Raw genomic sequence first — 15,578 nt, 5'->3', positions numbered from 1 at the left:
CTGCACGCGGGACGGGCTCACGCTAGACTCAGGCTCGCGTGCGCCCCTCTCGCCTCCTCGTGTCCGCCCTGCTGGCCGTCCTCGTGGCGCCGGGTGTGTCCGCGGCCGCTCCGTCACGGCGGCCGCGCGTGGACCCGGAGGCCATGCGGGAGGCCATCGACGCGGGCGCCGCGGACGAAGGCCGCTACGCCTCCTCCGCCAGTTATACGAACTACCTCCAGTCCCGGCTGAAGCACCATGCCGGGGACCACCGGGGCGCGGTGGACGCGCTGCGGCTGGCCCTGGCCACGGATGACGGCAACCCGCTGCTGCTCACCCGGCTGGGCGAGGCGTATGCCCGCCTGGGCGATTTGACGCGCGCGGAGCGTGAGCTGCGCCGGGCCGTGCTGCGTGCTCCCGCCTACTACCCCGCGCATGTGCTCCTGGGCCGCGTCCTCACGGAGTCGAAGCGGTTCGCCCGGGCCCGCCTGCACCTGCGGCGCGCGGTGTCCCTCAAGCCGCGCGAGCCGGAGGCCTACCTCGTCCTGGCCCAGCTCCACCTGGAGACAGGGGCCACGGACGCGGCGGTGAAGGTGGTGGACGCGCTGGCGCTGGCGCTGCCGGGGGAGGCCTCTGGGTACCAGCGCCTGGGACTGGCCCTGGCGGAGCGGGGCGACACGGCGCGTGCCGAACGGCTGCTGGTGGAGGCCGCCACCCGGGCCCCAGGCGACGTGGAGGTGCTGACGGCGCTGGCTCAGCTGTACGAGGACACGGGCCGGCCCGTGCAGGCGGAGGCGTCCCTGGCTCGGGCGCTGGAGCGGGAGCCGGACAGCCGCGAGGTGCTGCTGGGCGCCGGACGCGCGGCGCTGAAGGCGGGCTCCACCGTCCGGGCGCGGGCGTACTTCGACCGGCTGTTGTCGCTCTCCTCCGAGCCGGAGATGCCGGTGCGGGTGGCCTTCAGCTACCTGGCCGCGCGCGAGCCCGGGGCGGCCGCGGAGGTGCTGGAGGCGGCGCGCCGGGGGGCCCATGCGGACCCTCGGCTGGCCTACTACGCGGGGCTCGTCCATGAGCGGATGCGCCGCTTCGCCGACGCGGCGGAGGCCTTCGCCGGTGTTCCCGCGGAGTCGGATGTCCATGCCGACGCGCGCCTGCGCCGGGCCCGCAGCCTGTCGCTCCTGGGCGAGCACTCCCGGGCGCTCACGCTCTACCGGGCCGCCATGCAGGCGTCGCCGGAGGACGTGGAGGTCCGGATGCAGTTCGCCCGGGCCCTGGAGCGCGGCGGCACACCGGACCGCGCGGAGCTGCTCCTGCGCGAGGGCCTGGCCACCCATCCCTCCGCGGCGCTGCATGACGCCCTGGCCGCCACGCTCCACCGGCAGGGCCGAGGCGACGAAGCGTTGACGCTGCTGCGCGAGGCGGTGGCGCGCGCTCCCCGGGACGCGGACCTGCTGTACGCGCTGGGCGCGGCCCACGAGCGGCAGGGCGACGTGACGGGCGCGCTGGCCCGCATGCGGGCGGCGCTGGCCGTGTCTCCGGACCACACCGCCGCGCTGAACTTCCTGGGCTACCTGCTGGCGCAGGCGGGGCAGAACCTGGACGAGGCCGAGCGGCGCGTGCGGCGCGCCCTGGAGCTGCGGCCGGACACCGGGGCCTACCTGGATTCACTGGGCTGGGTGTACTTCCGGCGAGGCGACTACGCCCGGGCCGTGGACGCGCTGGAGCGGGCCTCCACGCTGGCTCCGGACGAGCCCGTCATCCTCGAACACCTGGGAGACGCCTACCAGCGGGTGGCGAGGACGGACGATGCCGCGGCGGCCTGGCGGCGCGCCCTGGAAGTGCTGACGCTGGACCCCGAGTCCGCCGAGCCCCCCGGTCAGCGCGCCGCGTTGGAGCGCAAGCTCAAGGCGCTACCCACGCGTGCGCCAGACCGCTAAGTTGGTGCGCCTATGGCGCGTAGCGACGAGGGCTTCTTCCCCGGCAGGGACGGCACACGGCTGTACTGGAAGTCCATCCTTCCTGATGCCGAGCCCCGCGCGCATGTCGCGGTGGTGCATGGGTATGGCGACCACTTTGGCCGCTATGGCTTCGTGACGGACGCGCTGCTGGCGGACGGCTTCGCGGTGCACGGCTTCGACTACCGGGGCCATGGCAAGGCCGACGGGCGCCGGGCCTACTGCGAGAAGTGGCCGGACTACCTGGAGGACCTGGAGGTCTTCTGGGCGCGGGTGCGCGCGGTGTCAGAGGGCAAGAAGGCCTTCGTGCTGGCGCACAGCCACGGCGGCCTGATGTCGGCGACGTGGGCCTCCAACCGGCAGGTGGAGGGTTTGACGGGGCTGGTGCTGTCGGCGCCGTACCTCAAGCTGGCCATCACCCCTCCGGCCTCGAAGCTGATGGCCGCGCGCGCGGTGGGCAAGCTGGTGCCGTGGCTGAGCATCTCCTCCGGGCTCAAGGTGGAGGACCTCACCCATGATACCGACGTGCAGCGGGCCACCCGGGAGGACCCGCTCCACCAAACCATCGCCACGCCGCGGTGGTTCGTCGAATCCACCCGGGCGCAGGGCGAGGCCGTGCTGCTGGCGCCGAAGATTCAAGTGCCGCTGTTCGTCCTGTGTGGCGCGGAGGATGGGGTGGCCGCTCCGGCGGCGGCGCGGGAGTACTTCGAGCGGGCGGGGTCGCCCGACAAGAAGTTCAAGGAGTACCCCGGAATGCGGCATGAGCCGCTCAACGAGGTGGGCCGTGCGGAGGTGTTCCGGGATATCTCCGGCTGGATCTCCGCGCATCTCTGACATAATCAGGTCGCCCGGCTCCTAGGGAGGAGCTGGCGCTGGGTGAGGTCACCGCATGGCAACGGGTGAAACGGGCATCATCGGCAAGGGCATCGTCATCAAGGGCAACCTCACGGGAGGTGGGGACCTGGTGATCGAGGGACGCGTGGAGGGGCAGATTGCCCTGAAGAACCACCTCACCATCGAGAGCACCGGCAAGGTGCAGGCGGACATCCGCGCCGAGGAGTTGACCATCAACGGCGAGGCCAGCGGCAACATCGACGCCTCGTCGCGCGTGGCCATCAACGCCTCGGCCAAGGTGGCCGGCGACATCAAGGCGCCTCGCGTCGTCATCGAGGACGGGGCCGTGTTCAACGGCTCCATCGAGATGGACGTTCGGCTTCCTGACGACATTTGAGCTTCACGCCGCGCGCGCCGCGGCACACACCTTTCGAGAGGCGGACAACACTCATGGCGAATACGGTCATTGGCTCGAGCATCGTCATCGACGGGGAAATCTCCGGCGACGAGGACCTGGTCATCCAGGGCACCGTGAAGGGGAAGATTTCCCTCAAGGAAAGCCTCTACGTGGAGGGCAGCGGCGTCGTCGAGGCGGACATCGAGACGCAGAACGTGGAGATCGCCGGCCGCGTCACGGGCAACATCGTCGCCAGCGACAAGGTGGAGCTGAAGACGGACTGCCGCGTGGTGGGCGACATCAAGGCGCCCCGAATCCTCATCGCCGACGGTGCCTCCTTCAAGGGCAACGTCGACATGGACATGAAGGAGCGCTGATTCGTGGCCACCGCGAAGGAGCTCTCAGCGAGCAACAACGTCGACAACACCGTGGTGGGGCCTTCCATCCTCATCAGCGGCCGGTTGACGGGCGACGAGGACCTCACGGTCCGAGGGCGCGTCGAGGGTGAGCTGACGCTCAGCCGCACCCTCATCGTGGAGCCCTCGGGCGTGGTGAAGGCCAACGTGGCGGTGAGGAACGCCATCGTCAGCGGCGTGGTGGTGGGCAACATCAACGCCACCGAGAGCGTGGAGCTCACCCGCGAAGGCCGCATGGTGGGCGACATCCGCGCCCCGCGCGTCATCATCGTGGACGGGGCCAGCTTCCGCGGCCGCGTGGACATGGGTGATGTGGAGCCGGGACGTCTGCCGGCCGAGCGCCCCGCGGTGGTCCGCCCCACGGCGGTGAGCCGTCCCTCGGTGACGCCCGCGCGTCCGACGATTCCCGCCTCACGGCCCACGCCTCCTCCGCCGCCGTCGCGGCCCACGCCTCCTCCTCCGCCCGCGCGCCCCTCGGCGCCTCCCGCGGTGACGCGCCCCTCGGCGCCCATCACCCGTCCGGGGTTGGGTGGCCTGGGAAGCAAGCCGCTGCCGCCGCCTCCGCCGACTCGCGTGGAGCGGGCGGAGTCGCAGGCTGAGCAGGCGGGCGCTGCCGAGCCGCCGACGCCAGTCCTGGTGGGTGCTGGCGCGAAGAAGAAGGTCGTGGTGAAGAAGAAGACCCGCTAGCGCGCACCGCCCGCGCCGTCAGTCGTTGGCGGTGCGGGCGCGTGAGCTTATCAGGGGTGCCACCATGGACGCCGAGCACAGGGTTGATGGACAGGATGGGACGGCGGGTGCTGGGCCCGAAGGTGGCTCACAGGCGCCGTCTGGGCAGGACGGCGGCCAGGGTGGTGCCGTGAGCACCGAGCCGCACGATTCGGGAGCCTCCTCGGAGCAGGGCGAACACCCGCGCGAGGGCGCGTCACCGGAGTCCGGTGGTGAGCACCGCGCCGAGGGCGCGCCGCCCGCCGAAGGTTCGGAGCAGCGCGCCGAGGGCACGCCTCCCGCCGAGGGCACGCCTCCCGCCGAAGGTTCGGAGCAGCGCGTCGAGGGCACGCCTTCCGAACAGGGCGAGCCCCAGAACGCCGGCTCCGCGCAGGAGCAGGGGGGTGCGCCTCCCGTTGACGGAACGCCTTCGTCGCACGAGGCGTCCCCGGCCACTGGCGACACGCAGGGCGAAGGCGCGCGGCCGCACGATGCGAGCAGCGAAGCGCCGGGCTCCGCGGACGCCTCGGGGAGCGAAGCTTCAAAGGACCCGACAGGTTCGCGGGAAGGTGGACTTCAGGCCGAGGGCACCACGTCCCACGGTCCGGGGGAGCCACATGCCAAGGATGCGTCTCATGCGCAGGGCGAGCACCAGGCCGTGAGTGAGTCCCAGGGGCAGGACGGAAGTGAATCAGGAGGCCGGTCCGACGCCAACGCGGAGGCGCGCGCCGAGCAGGCCCCCTCCGACGGCGAGTCCCGTGCCACGCCCGGACTGGACGAGCGCCCCCAAGGCGCGTTCTGGACGGGGGATGCCGACGGTGACAAAGCCAGCGACTCCGGCGAGGAGTCGCAGGAGGACGTCCTCCCCGAGCCCGAGCAGCGGCTCTCAGGCCGGGTGACGACGGTGCTCCTGCCGCTGGAGAAGCTGCAGGACGAAAGCGCGTTCAAGCTCCGCCCGGAAGGAGACGTGTCGGGGCTGGCCACGGACATTGCGCGGCTGGGGCAGCTGTTCCCGGTGGACGTCCGCCCGGCGGGGGAAGACCGCTACCAGCTCGTCTGCGGCTTCCGGCGCGTCGCCGCGCTGCGCTTCCTCAAACGGGACGCGGTGCAGGCGCGGATCCACCTGCGGCTCTCGGACGAGGACGCGCTGGTGATGTCGCTGGCGGAGGCGATTCACGCCACGCCGGTGGGCCCCGAGGTCCTGGAGGCGAAGCGCGACGAGCTCGAGGCGCAGGGGCGCTTGAGCGCGGCCGTCCGCGACATGCTGGAGAAGGCGCTCGCCACCGAGGACACGCTGGCGCCGGAGGGCGTTGAGGAGGAGATTGACGCCGACGAGCTGGCGCAGGAAGTGGCGCAGCGGCTGGGGGCCATCAACCAGGACCTCTCGCTGCTGGCTGACGTGTTCGCCGCGCTGGATGAGTCGCGCAAGGCGGAGCTCCTGATGCAGCTCCGCTACTCGTCCGAGCTCGTTACCTACCTGGAGGGGTTGTAGGCCATGGCGGAACCACTCGTGCGCGACCGTGCCCGGCTGTTGGAGCTGCTCACCGAGCGCTCCTTCGAGCAGCGCCGCGTGGTGCTCTCGTCCGGCAAGGAGTCGGACTTCTACATCGACTGCAAGCGCACGGCGCTGCTGGCCGAGGGCCACTTCCTCATTGGCCGGCTGTTTCTGGAGGCCATCCGGCGCGAGGCCCCCGAGGCCGTCGGCGTGGGCGGGCTGACGCTGGGCGCCGATCCGCTGGCGTCCGCGGTGAGCCTCACGGGCTACCTGTCCGGCACGCCGCTGGCGGCCTTCATCGTGCGCAAGGAGCCCAAGGGGCACGGCACGGGCCAGTGGATTGAGGGTTTGAGCGGGCTGGGGCAGGGCGCGGCGGTGGCCATCGTAGAGGACGTCGTCACGACGGGCGCCTCCACGCTCAAGGCCATCGAGCGGGCCCAACTGGAAGGCCTGAAGGTGCTGGGGGCCTTCGCGCTGGTGGACCGGTTGGAGGGTGGACGTGAAGCCGTGGAGGCCTCAGGCCACCGGCTCCACACGCTCTTCACCCGCAAGGACTTCATTCCGTGAGACGTCCGTTCCTCGCCGCGGCGCTGCTGGGGCTGCTCGCGGGCTGTGTCACCACGCCGCCCACCGCCATCAGCGATCCGCCGCCGTCGCTGCCGGACGAGCACGCGGAGCACTCCTACCGGAAGATTCTGGCGCGCTACACGGGGCAGCAGGAAATCTACGACGGCTTCGACACGCGCGTGTTCGCGGGCGTGACGCTGCAGACGCAGTCCTTCCGCGAGGCGCGCGTGCATCGTCAGGCCGCCTTCCAGCAACTGCCCACGGTGAAGGTGGAGCAGATGCTCGCCGAGGAGCGGGCGAAGGCCGCGCAGGTCCATGAGTTCTTCCTGGGCGTGCACTTCAACGACTTCGTCTACGCCGACTTCGACTACAAGCACTCCATCTGGCGCCTGGCGCTGGTGACGCCCGCTGGCGAGGTGACGCCTTCGCGCATCCGCCGGCTGGGCCGGGTGAACATGCAGACGCGGGCGTACTACCCGTACACGTCGATTTTCTGGGTGGGGTGGGAGATTCAGTTCCCCACGCAGATGTCCGACGGGAGCCCCGTCATTCCGCCCGGCACGGAGACGGTGACGTTCCGCATGGCCTCGTCGTTGGGCAAGGCGGACATGCAGGTGAGCGCGCGGTAGCGCGGCTCACGTCTGGCTGGGGCGCCTCAGCCACTTCTCCGCGGGCGGCATCGTCGGGCCCGCCAGCAGCCGGTCCATCAGGGCGGTGGGCGAAGCGCTCACGGCGAAGGGCACGGCCTGCTCCACGGGGACGAAGCCTTCCTCCGCGTGGTGCCGCGCCATGGCCAGCAGGGGCTGGAAGTAGCCGCGCGTGTCCAGCAGGCCCATGGGCTTGCGGTGCAGGCCGAGCTGGGCCCAGGTCACGATTTCGAAGAGCTCGTCGAGCGTTCCAAAGCCCCCGGGCAGGGCGATGAAGGCGTCCGAGCGCTCCGCCATCAGCGCCTTGCGCTCATGCATGGAGCCGACGGAGTGCAGCTCCGTGAGGCCCCGGTGCGCCAGCTCCTTGGCGCCGAGGAAGCCGGGCAGCACGCCCACCGCCTTGCCTCCGGCGGCCAGCACGCCGTCCGCCACCGCGCCCATGAGCCCCACGCTGGCGCCGCCGTAGACGAGCGTCAGGCCTCGCCGCGCCAGCTCGGCGCCCATGCGTGAGGCCGCGTCCAGGTACTCCGGACGCGCGCCGGGCCGGGAGCCGCAGAACACACAGACACTTCGCACTTCCATGTCAGAAGCCTCCACGCCGCTCGGGGTGGGCCGCGTAGAGCGCCACCACCACCGAGAGAAAAAGAAGGATGGGCAGGGCGCGTGCGTAGACTTGCCGCCCCATGCGCAGGGCCAGTCCGCAGGGCAGGCCGAAGAGGAAGCCGCCCAGGTGCCCCGCCCAGCTCACGTCGGGTAGCATGCTGAGGACAGCCACCTGCGCCAGCCAGATGAACAAGTCCCGGCGGCCCTCGCGCGTGGCGACGGGCAGCATGGCCCCCGCCCAGCCGAGAATCATGCCGGACGCGCCCACCGTGGGCACGTCGAAGTCGAAGATGAGCGAGAAGGTGGACGCCCCGAGCGCCGTCACGAGCGACAGGCCGATGAAGCGCAGGCTGCCGATGCCCCGCTCCAGCGCGAAGCCGAGCGTCACCACCACCGACATGTTGAAGACGAGGTGGAGGAGACTGCCGTGCTCCAGCACCACGCCCAGCAGCCGCCAGTACTGGCCCGCCTGCACGAAGGGGCCGTACAGGCCCAGGGGCGGAATCTGCATCCGCCCGAGCTCGCTCCGGACCACCTGGGAGATGGGCAGGACCTGCTCCGCCACGAAGAGCGACACCGCGCAGGCGATGAGGGCGTAGCACACCCAGGGCCGCGGCTGCGGTAGGCCAGGGGGCTGCGCGCCGGGGCCTTCACCGCCCGAGGCGGAGGAGGGTGCGTCGAGAATGCGTCGTGGACGGGAGGACATGCGGGCTCACGGCTCCCTGGACACGACGGTGTCTCGCAGCCAGCGGTGGTCGTCCGGATGCGGGTAGTCCAGCGTGTAGTGGAGGCCGCGGCTCTCCTTGCGGCGGCTGGCGCAGTCGACGATGAGGTAGGCGACGTCGGCGATGTTCCGCAGCTCGATGACGTCGCGAGTCACCTTGAAGCGCCAGTAGTAGTCGCGAATCTCCTCGCGCAGCAGCTCCAGCCGGCGCCGCGCGCGCATCAGCCGCTTGTCCGTGCGGACGATGCCGACGTAGTTCCACATCAGCCGGCGAATCTCGTCCCAGTTGTGGGTGACGACGACGCTCTCATCCGACTCCACCGCGCTGCCCGAATCCCAGGGCGGCGGGTCCTCGGTGGGCGCGGTCTGGGCGCGCACTTCGTCCGCGGCCACCTGCACGGCGCGCTGGCCGAAGACGAGCCCCTCCAGCAGCGAGTTGGACGCGAGCCGGTTGGCGCCGTGCAGGCCCGTGCAGGTGACTTCACCGATGGCGTACAGGCCGGGCACGTTGGTGCGTCCCTCCAAATCCGTCACCACGCCGCCGCACATGTAGTGGGCCGCCGGGACGACGGGGATGGGCTGCACCGCCATGTCGATGTTGAAGGCCTTGCAGGTGGCGTAGATGTTGGGGAAGCGCTCGGCGAGGAAGGCGCGCCCCAGGTGCGTCATGTCCAGGTACACGCAGTCGTCGCCCGTGCGCTTCATCTCCGCGTCGATGGCGCGCGCCACCACGTCACGCGGCGCGAGCGCGCCCATGGGGTGGTAGCGCTCCATGAAGGACGCGCCGCTCTTGAGCTTCAGCTTGCCGCCCTCGCCGCGCAGCGCCTCGCTGATGAGGAAGCTCTTGGCCTCCGGGTGGTACAGGCAGGTGGGGTGGAACTGGTAGAACTCCATGTTCGCCACCTTCACGCCCGCCCGGTACGCCATGGCCACGCCGTCACCGGTGGCCACGTCCGGGTTGGACGTGTACAGGTACACCTTCCCCGCGCCGCCGGTGGCCAGCACCGTCACCTTGGCCAGGAAGCGCTCGATGACGCCGTCCTCCAGCAGGGCGTAGACGCCCAGACACCGGCTGACCCCGGGGGAGGGGACGCGCCGCTCCTGGATGAAGTCGATGGCGGCCGTCTGCGGGAAGAAGGTGATGTTGGGGACTTCATCACACGCGGCGAGCAGCGCGCGCTGCACCTCACGGCCGGTGATGTCGCCCGAATGGATGATGCGGCGCGCGGAGTGGCCGCCCTCTCGGGTGAGGTCGAACTCGCCGGTGATGCGGCGGTTGAACTCCGCGCCCAGGTCCGCCAGCTCCCGCACCCGGCTGGGGCCTTCCTTCACCGTGACTTCCACCGCGTCGTGGTGGCACAGCCCCGCGCCCGCCACCAGCGTGTCCTCGATGTGGGCCTCGAAGGTGTCGGACGGCGCGAGCACGCTGGCGATGCCGCCCTGGGCATAGGCGGTGTTGCTTTCGGAACGCTCACGCTTGGTGAGGACGGCCACCGTGCCATGGCGGGCCGCCTGGAGGGCGAACGACAGGCCCGCCACGCCGCCTCCCAGGACGAGGAAATCGAACCGATGGGGCATGGTGAGCAGCCTTAACGAGTGTAAGTGCTGGAAACAAGGCGTTTTCTTGAGGACTTTCCCGCGGGTGTCTAAGGTTCGTGGGCCGATATGCGTGCCTATTCCGCGTTCCTCGCCGTCGCCGTGCTGGCCCTGCCCTTGTCGGCGGGGGCGGATGCCATCTACCGGTACGTCGAGAAGGACGGCACCATTATCTATACGAACGTGCAGCCCACGGGCAGCAAGCGGGCCAAGACGCTGAAGGGCACGTTCACCAAGGCCCCTGAGAAGAACACGCCGGTGGTGGGCCGCAAGCGGACCCCGCCGGAGTTGGATCCGCACATCACCGCCGCGGCGCTGCGCTACCGCATCCCGCCGGCGCTCGTGCGCGCCATCATGCACACCGAGAGCAACTTCAACCCCAACGCGCTCAGCCACAAGGGCGCCAGCGGGCTGATGCAGCTCATGCCGGCCACGGCGACGGACATGTACGTGAAGGACATCTTCAACGAGCGCGACAACATCGAGGGCGGCGTGCGCTACCTGCGCGTGCTCGCCAACATGTTCGACGGCGACATGGTGAAGATGGTTGCGGCGTACAACGCCGGCCCCGAGGCGGTGAAACGCTACGGTGGCAAGGTGCCCCCCTATCAGGAAACGCAGGGGTACGTGCGCAAGGTGCTCAAGCTCTACTACCACTACAAGGAGCGCGAGGCGGCCGTCTCGAGCGGTCCCCGCGAGCCCACATCCCAGAATGACGACGCGCGCGAAGGGGCGGGGGGAGACGAGCCCCGCTGATGATGAGTTCCTCCAGCAGCTCTCCCGCGGTGGCGAGCTGTTGGCCGCAGGCCGGGTCCACGAGGCTCAGCCGTTCCTGGAGCGTGCCCACGAGCTCCAGCCCCGCATGGAGAAGGCGCAGAACCTGCTGGGCCTCTGCTACTTCAAGCTCGGCCTGTACGACAGGGCGGCCGAGCTGTACGAGATGCTGGTGCGCGACAACCCGGTGGACCCGACACTGCGGGTCAACCTGGGCCTCGTGTACCTGAAGACGTCCGCGCTCCAGCGCGCGGCGCGCGAGTTCGAGACGGCCACCGACCTGGCCCCCGAGCACCAGAAGGCCCAGAACTACCTGGGCCTCACGCTGGCGCAGATGGGCGAATACGGCCGCGCACGGGAGCACTTCCTGCTCGCCGGCAGTGACGTCATGGCGGAGAAGATGTCGCGCGCCATCGCGGGGGAGCGCTACGCGAAGCCGGCCGCCGCCCCGCCGCCGCCCCGGAGCACACCGGTGGAGCCCCTCGCCGCCGAGCCGGCGCCGCCCGCGCCTTCATCGCCGCCGGCCGTCGCCGAGCCGGAGGAAGAGGAGATTCGCTTCGCCGAGGACGAGGGCCCCAGCGCGCTCTCCGACACAGCGGCGTCCGAGGCGCCGGAGGCAGCGCCTGACAGTGGCGTGGCGCGGGAGCCGCCTCCCGAGTCGGCCTTCGATGAGACCTCCGAGGCGGTGGCCTCGAGCGTGCCGCTGACGCCGGTGCCTCTGACGCGGCTGCAGTTGCGCAAGGTGCCCGCGACGTCGCTGGCGCCCGCGTCCCCGTCGCCGGAGTCCTCCCCCGCTCGGGATGGCGTGCGGTCGTCGCTGGCCGAGCTCGCCGGCTCGGTCGTCCTTCCTGGCGCGGAGGCGTCGCGACCCTTCTGCGCGGGGCCGGGCTGCTACACCGTGGCGGTGGAGGGAGAGCTCCTGACGCGCCTGGAGGGCCTGGTGGCGCTGGCGGGCCAGCTCTCCTTCCAGCCGGAGATGAAGCGCTTCCGGGGCCGGGCCACGGACAAGGCGTTCGGGGAAGGGGCGGCGCGGATGGTGCGTGCCCGGGGCCAGGGCGTGCTCTACCTGGAGCCGGCCGCGCCCCGTACTTTCCTGGCGGTGGACCTGGGCGAGGACTCCGCGTACTTCCGCGACGAGTGCGTGTTCGCGTTCGAGGAGCCGGTCATGTTCGAGAACGGACGGGTTCCGTCGGACATCGCGCCGGACCTGGACCTGGTGCACCTGCGAGGGCAGGGCCAGGTGCTCTTGAGTCTCCCGGGGCCGCTGCGTGCGGTGGCGGTGTGTCAGGAGCAGCCGGTGACGGTGCCGCTGACGCACCTGGTGGGCTGGCAGGGGAACCTCACGCCGCGCATGGTGCCCGTGCTCAAGTCCCCCTCCGGAGAGCCGCTTCGGGCGGCGGTGGAGCTGGGCGGTGAAGGTTTTGCCCTCATCGCCCTCGGTGTCCGCTAGAAGGGCCCCTGCCATGGCCACGGACCGAGCGGCGCGGAAACAGCGGAAGCGAGAGGAGCGCGCCCGGAAGCGCGCGGCGCGCAAGCCCAGCGTGCTGGTGCAGGAGTTCTGGAACCTGCCCAACATGCTCACGTTGGGGCGCATCCTCATCATTCCGCTCTTCGTGTGGCTGACCTACGACGCGGACCCCCTCAACTCGCTGCTTGCGGGGCTCCTCTTCGCGGTGGCCGCCATCACCGACGTGGTGGACGGCTACCTCGCGCGGAAGTGGAACCTCATCACCGTGGTCGGCAAGTTCATGGACCCGCTGGCCGACAAGCTCATCGCCATGGCGGCCCTGGTGATGATGGTGCGGCTGGGGCGCATCGCCGCGTGGGTCGTCATCGTCCTGCTGGCGCGGGAGCTCATCGTCAGCGGACTGCGCACCATCGCCGCCAGCGAGGGCATGGTCATCGCCGCGGGCCAGGAGGGGAAGTGGAAGACGTCCCTCCAACTGGTGGGCATCATCTCGCTCTGCGTCCACTACGTGCATCCCCTGGAGTTCGGCAGCTTCTCCGTGCCGGTGGACTACAACCTGGTGGGCCAGGTGCTCGTCTACCTGTCGGGGGCCTTCTCGGTGTGGAGCGCGGTGGTCTATTTCCGGGCATTCCTGGCCATGCTGGCGAAGCGTGGGGGGGAGCCTGACGCCGCGAAAAGTGTTTGACGGGTCCGGAAGGGCTCTGTATACCCCACCTCACTTTCGGCCCGGCGGTCACACGGCGGTGACGAAGGGGCGGCACCTGATGCGGGAATAGCTCAGCGGTAGAGCATCGCCTTGCCAAGGCGAGGGTCGAGGGTTCAAATCCCTTTTCCCGCTCCAAAATCGGGCCCTCTGGGAAGCCAGAGGGCCTTTTCGTTTGCAGGGTCTGACGCGGGAATAGCTCAGCGGTAGAGCATCGCCTTGCCAAGGCGAGGGTCGAGGGTTCAAATCCCTTTTCCCGCTCCAAATAGAGGCCCTCTGGGAAACCAGGGGGCCTTTTGTTTTTCTGGCGCCTGGGTGGCGCTGGAGCCAGGGCCGGACATTCGCTCGGTGGTTGGCTTGCTCTTCAGGTGAGCGGCTGTCCCAGGGCGCCAGCGGGGTAGGGCCGGGGGGCGCCGGGCGGCCTCGCAACGGCAAGTGTCCCTGCTATAGAAGGCCCTCTCATGATTCGGCTCGTCCGTGAATTGTATCAGTACCGGGGCTTGCTCATCAGCCTCGTCCAGCGGGAACTGAAGGCGCGCTATCGCGGCTCGTTCCTCGGCTTCCTGTGGACGTTCCTGAATCCGACGCTCCACATGCTGGTGTACGTGCTGCTGTTCACCGTGGTGATGCGGCAGAACATCCCTAATTACCCGTTCTTCATGTTCGTGGGGTTGCTGCCGTGGATCTGGTTCTCCACGTCGGTCGGCGGCGGCGCCAGCGCGATCAGCGACCGGCGGGACTTGCTGACCAAGGTCCGCTTTCCGGCCCAGGTGCTGCCCACCGCGGTGGTGGTGACGAACCTCTGCAACTTCGTCTTGTCGCTTCCGCTGATGCTGGGGCTGGGCATGGCCTACGGACAGTGGCCGACATGGCACGTCGTCGTGTTCCCGGTGGTGGTGCTCATCCAGCTTATCTTCACGCTGGCGCTGACCTTCATCCTGGCCGCCATCAACGTGACGTTCCGGGACCTGCAGCACATCGTCAGCAACCTGCTGACGCTGTGGTTCTTCGCCACGCCCGTGCTGTATCCGCTCTCCAACATCAAGGATGAGGGGGTCCGCACGATGATGATGGCGCTCAACCCCATGGTCAGTCTGATGACGTCGTACCAGGCTATCTTCTACGAGCACCGGCTTCCGGAAGCCGTGCCGCTGATGGCCCTGGCGGCCGTTTCGGTGGTGCTGCTGTGGGGCGCCTCGTCCATCTTCGAATCCCGCCGCGAAGAGTTCGCGGAGTCCATCTGAGCGTCGGCATGCCTGAATCCATGGACGCCATCATCATGAAGGACGTCGTGAAGAGCTTCCGGAAGCGGACCATCCGGGGCGAATACACGACCTTCAAGTCCGAACTGCTGCGCTGGCTCCGAGGTCAGCGTCAGGGCCGCGACGCGAAGCTCATCACGGCGCTGCGAGGCATCAATCTCACCATCCCCAAGGGCAAGACGGTGGGCATCATCGGGCGAAATGGCTCGGGGAAGAGCACGCTGCTCAAGCTCATCACCGGCATCTACACGCCTACCTCCGGCGACCTTCAAATCAACGGTCGCATCTCCGCCTTGCTGGACCTGGGCGCTGGTTTCCATCCGGACTTCTCTGGCCGGGAGAACATCCTCATCAACGGCATCATCCTGGGCATGACTCGCGCCGAGGTCCGGGCCCGGATGGATGAAATCATCGCCTTCAGCGAGCTGGGCGAGTTCATCGACGAGCCGGTGCGGACCTACTCCAGCGGCATGTACATGCGCCTGGCGTTCGCGGTGGCCACGCACGTGGACCCGGACATCCTCATCATCGACGAAATCCTCGCCGTCGGGGACGAGCACTTCAGCAAGAAGAGCCTGGCGAAGATGACGGAGTTCAAGCGCCAGGGGAAGACCATCGTCCTGGTAACCCACGACTTGAGCACCGTGGAGCGCTGGTGCGATGTGGCTGCCTGGATTGACGGTGGCTACGTGCGCCGCGTGGGGGCTCCCGCGGAGGTCACCGCCGAATACCGGGAGGCCATCATCCTGGCCGAGGCCCAGTCCGCCGCCTTCACGCCGCCCGCGCTCACCGATGGCGGAGGGGCCTTGCCCGAAGTCCACGCCGTGGTTCCCGAAATCCAGACCGCGCCGCCGGTGCGTCTGACGGGGCTTCACCTGTCGACGTCCGAAGATGGCGGGGCGGAGCGTGAGCTGTCGCCCGAGGATCGCGTGGAGGCCCGCGTGGACTTCACTTCCGAGGGCCCCTGTGACGACGTGGAGTTCGCCGTGGCGCTCAATGGCGCGGACGGGCAGTTGCTCTACGCGACGAGCCTGCGCGTGGAGGAGTCGCGGCAGTTGCCGTCCAGCGGACGGGTGTGCCTGGTCCTGGAGCGGCTGTCGCTGCTCGCGGGGGTCTACACGCTTCAAGTGACGGCGCGCGCCGCTGGAGGCAACTCGACGGAGAGCCGTAAGTTCCAGGTGGGGCCCACCGAGCCGGAGCAGGGCGTGTTCCGCCCCGCGCACCGCTGGGTGGTGGAGTCGTTGAGTCCTTCCGTTGCGTCCTCGCCGTCGACGGATGTCTTGCCGCGTCTGGCCGGGGGCGGGCATCGCTGAGTCACAAGCAGGCGCGTGTGCGCGGGGTGCCGACGCTGGCCTGTGCGTGAACGAGAGAGGCGGTAGTGCGGTGAAGACAGTGCTGCAAAAGCTTTCTGGGGAGGGGGATCGCCCGGATGTCGTGCCAGACGCGGGCGCCCTGG

Annotated in this window: 16 protein-coding genes and 2 tRNA genes; 15 read left to right on the top strand and 3 right to left on the bottom strand. The window is 69.7% G+C overall.

All coding sequences use genetic code 11. The features are described 5' to 3' along the window. Positions 1–38: 38 nt before the first annotated feature. The 8 genes from KGD87_RS12555 (at position 39) to KGD87_RS12520 (ending at position 6,974) form a co-directional block, all read left to right on the top strand. A complete protein-coding gene (locus tag KGD87_RS12555; protein ID WP_284667681.1) occupies positions 39–1,913 on the top strand; it encodes a tetratricopeptide repeat protein in 1,875 nt (624 codons plus the stop codon). A gap of 12 nt (positions 1,914–1,925) precedes the next feature. Continuing rightward, on the top strand, positions 1,926–2,765 hold the full coding sequence (locus KGD87_RS12550) for an alpha/beta hydrolase (RefSeq protein WP_284667680.1): 840 nt from the start codon (positions 1,926–1,928) through the stop codon (positions 2,763–2,765). A gap of 55 nt (positions 2,766–2,820) precedes the next feature. Beyond that, positions 2,821–3,162, top strand: coding sequence for a bactofilin BacN (gene bacN, locus KGD87_RS12545; RefSeq protein ID WP_002636699.1), 342 nt, complete (start codon positions 2,821–2,823; stop codon positions 3,160–3,162). After that, on the top strand, positions 3,159–3,539 hold the full coding sequence (gene bacO / locus KGD87_RS12540) for a bactofilin BacO (protein ID WP_176408989.1): 381 nt from the start codon (positions 3,159–3,161) through the stop codon (positions 3,537–3,539). The genes bacN and bacO overlap by 4 nt, the downstream gene beginning before the upstream one ends. Before the next feature lie 3 nt (positions 3,540–3,542). Further along, a complete protein-coding gene (gene bacP / locus KGD87_RS12535) occupies positions 3,543–4,265 on the top strand; it encodes a bactofilin BacP (protein WP_284667679.1) in 723 nt (240 codons plus the stop codon). Between the two features lie 169 nt (positions 4,266–4,434). Next, entirely contained in the window at positions 4,435–5,775 is a 1,341-nt protein-coding gene (locus KGD87_RS12530; RefSeq protein WP_284667678.1) for a ParB/RepB/Spo0J family partition protein, read from the top strand. 3 nt (positions 5,776–5,778) lie between these two features. Beyond that, complete coding sequence (pyrE, locus tag KGD87_RS12525; RefSeq protein WP_090494249.1) at positions 5,779–6,345, top strand: orotate phosphoribosyltransferase; 567 nt, start codon at positions 5,779–5,781, stop codon at positions 6,343–6,345. Further along, a complete protein-coding gene (locus KGD87_RS12520; RefSeq protein WP_284667677.1) occupies positions 6,342–6,974 on the top strand; it encodes a hypothetical protein in 633 nt (210 codons plus the stop codon). The genes pyrE and KGD87_RS12520 overlap by 4 nt, the downstream gene beginning before the upstream one ends. A gap of 6 nt (positions 6,975–6,980) precedes the next feature. On the opposite strand, the gene KGD87_RS12515 is transcribed toward KGD87_RS12520, so the two are convergent. The 3 genes from KGD87_RS12515 to nadB are packed head-to-tail and all read right to left on the bottom strand — an operon-like array spanning position 6,981 to position 9,897. After that, complete coding sequence (locus KGD87_RS12515; protein ID WP_284667676.1) at positions 6,981–7,574, bottom strand: LOG family protein; 594 nt, start codon at positions 7,572–7,574, stop codon at positions 6,981–6,983. Between the two features lies 1 nt (position 7,575). Beyond that, positions 7,576–8,301, bottom strand: a complete 726-nt coding sequence (locus KGD87_RS12510; RefSeq protein WP_284667675.1) for a rhomboid family intramembrane serine protease — start codon at positions 8,299–8,301, stop codon at positions 7,576–7,578. A 6-nt stretch (positions 8,302–8,307) separates the two neighbouring features. Then, positions 8,308–9,897, bottom strand: a complete 1,590-nt coding sequence (gene nadB, locus KGD87_RS12505) for an L-aspartate oxidase (RefSeq protein WP_284667674.1) — start codon at positions 9,895–9,897, stop codon at positions 8,308–8,310. A gap of 87 nt (positions 9,898–9,984) precedes the next feature. On the opposite strand from nadB, the gene KGD87_RS12500 reads away from it, so the two are divergent. From KGD87_RS12500 to KGD87_RS12470, 7 genes are all read left to right on the top strand, one after another. Beyond that, positions 9,985–10,671 (top strand): lytic transglycosylase domain-containing protein, encoded by a 687-nt coding sequence (locus KGD87_RS12500; protein WP_176408995.1) that lies wholly within the window; start codon positions 9,985–9,987, stop codon positions 10,669–10,671. Then, entirely contained in the window at positions 10,628–12,139 is a 1,512-nt protein-coding gene (locus tag KGD87_RS12495) for a tetratricopeptide repeat protein (protein WP_284667673.1), read from the top strand. Before KGD87_RS12500 ends, KGD87_RS12495 begins: the two co-directional genes overlap by 44 nt. Before the next feature lie 13 nt (positions 12,140–12,152). Beyond that, entirely contained in the window at positions 12,153–12,842 is a 690-nt protein-coding gene (gene pgsA, locus KGD87_RS12490; RefSeq protein ID WP_176408997.1) for a CDP-diacylglycerol--glycerol-3-phosphate 3-phosphatidyltransferase, read from the top strand. Positions 12,843–12,923: 81 nt separating this feature from the next. Beyond that, positions 12,924–12,998 (top strand) — tRNA-Gly (locus tag KGD87_RS12485). 51 nt (positions 12,999–13,049) lie between these two features. Then, a tRNA-Gly gene (locus KGD87_RS12480) sits at positions 13,050–13,124 on the top strand. Positions 13,125–13,321: 197 nt separating this feature from the next. After that, positions 13,322–14,104: an ABC transporter permease gene (locus KGD87_RS12475; RefSeq protein ID WP_284667672.1), complete on the top strand. Its 783-nt coding sequence runs from the start codon at positions 13,322–13,324 to the stop codon at positions 14,102–14,104. Between the two features lie 8 nt (positions 14,105–14,112). After that, positions 14,113–15,435, top strand: a complete 1,323-nt coding sequence (locus KGD87_RS12470) for an ABC transporter ATP-binding protein (RefSeq protein ID WP_284667671.1) — start codon at positions 14,113–14,115, stop codon at positions 15,433–15,435. Positions 15,436–15,578: the final 143 nt, after the last annotated feature.

It is taken from the genome of Myxococcus sp. SDU36 (genome assembly GCF_030168875.1).
Taxonomy (GTDB): Bacteria; Myxococcota; Myxococcia; order Myxococcales; family Myxococcaceae; genus Myxococcus; species Myxococcus vastator.
This window is presented reverse-complemented; position numbering and strand designations above follow the sequence as displayed.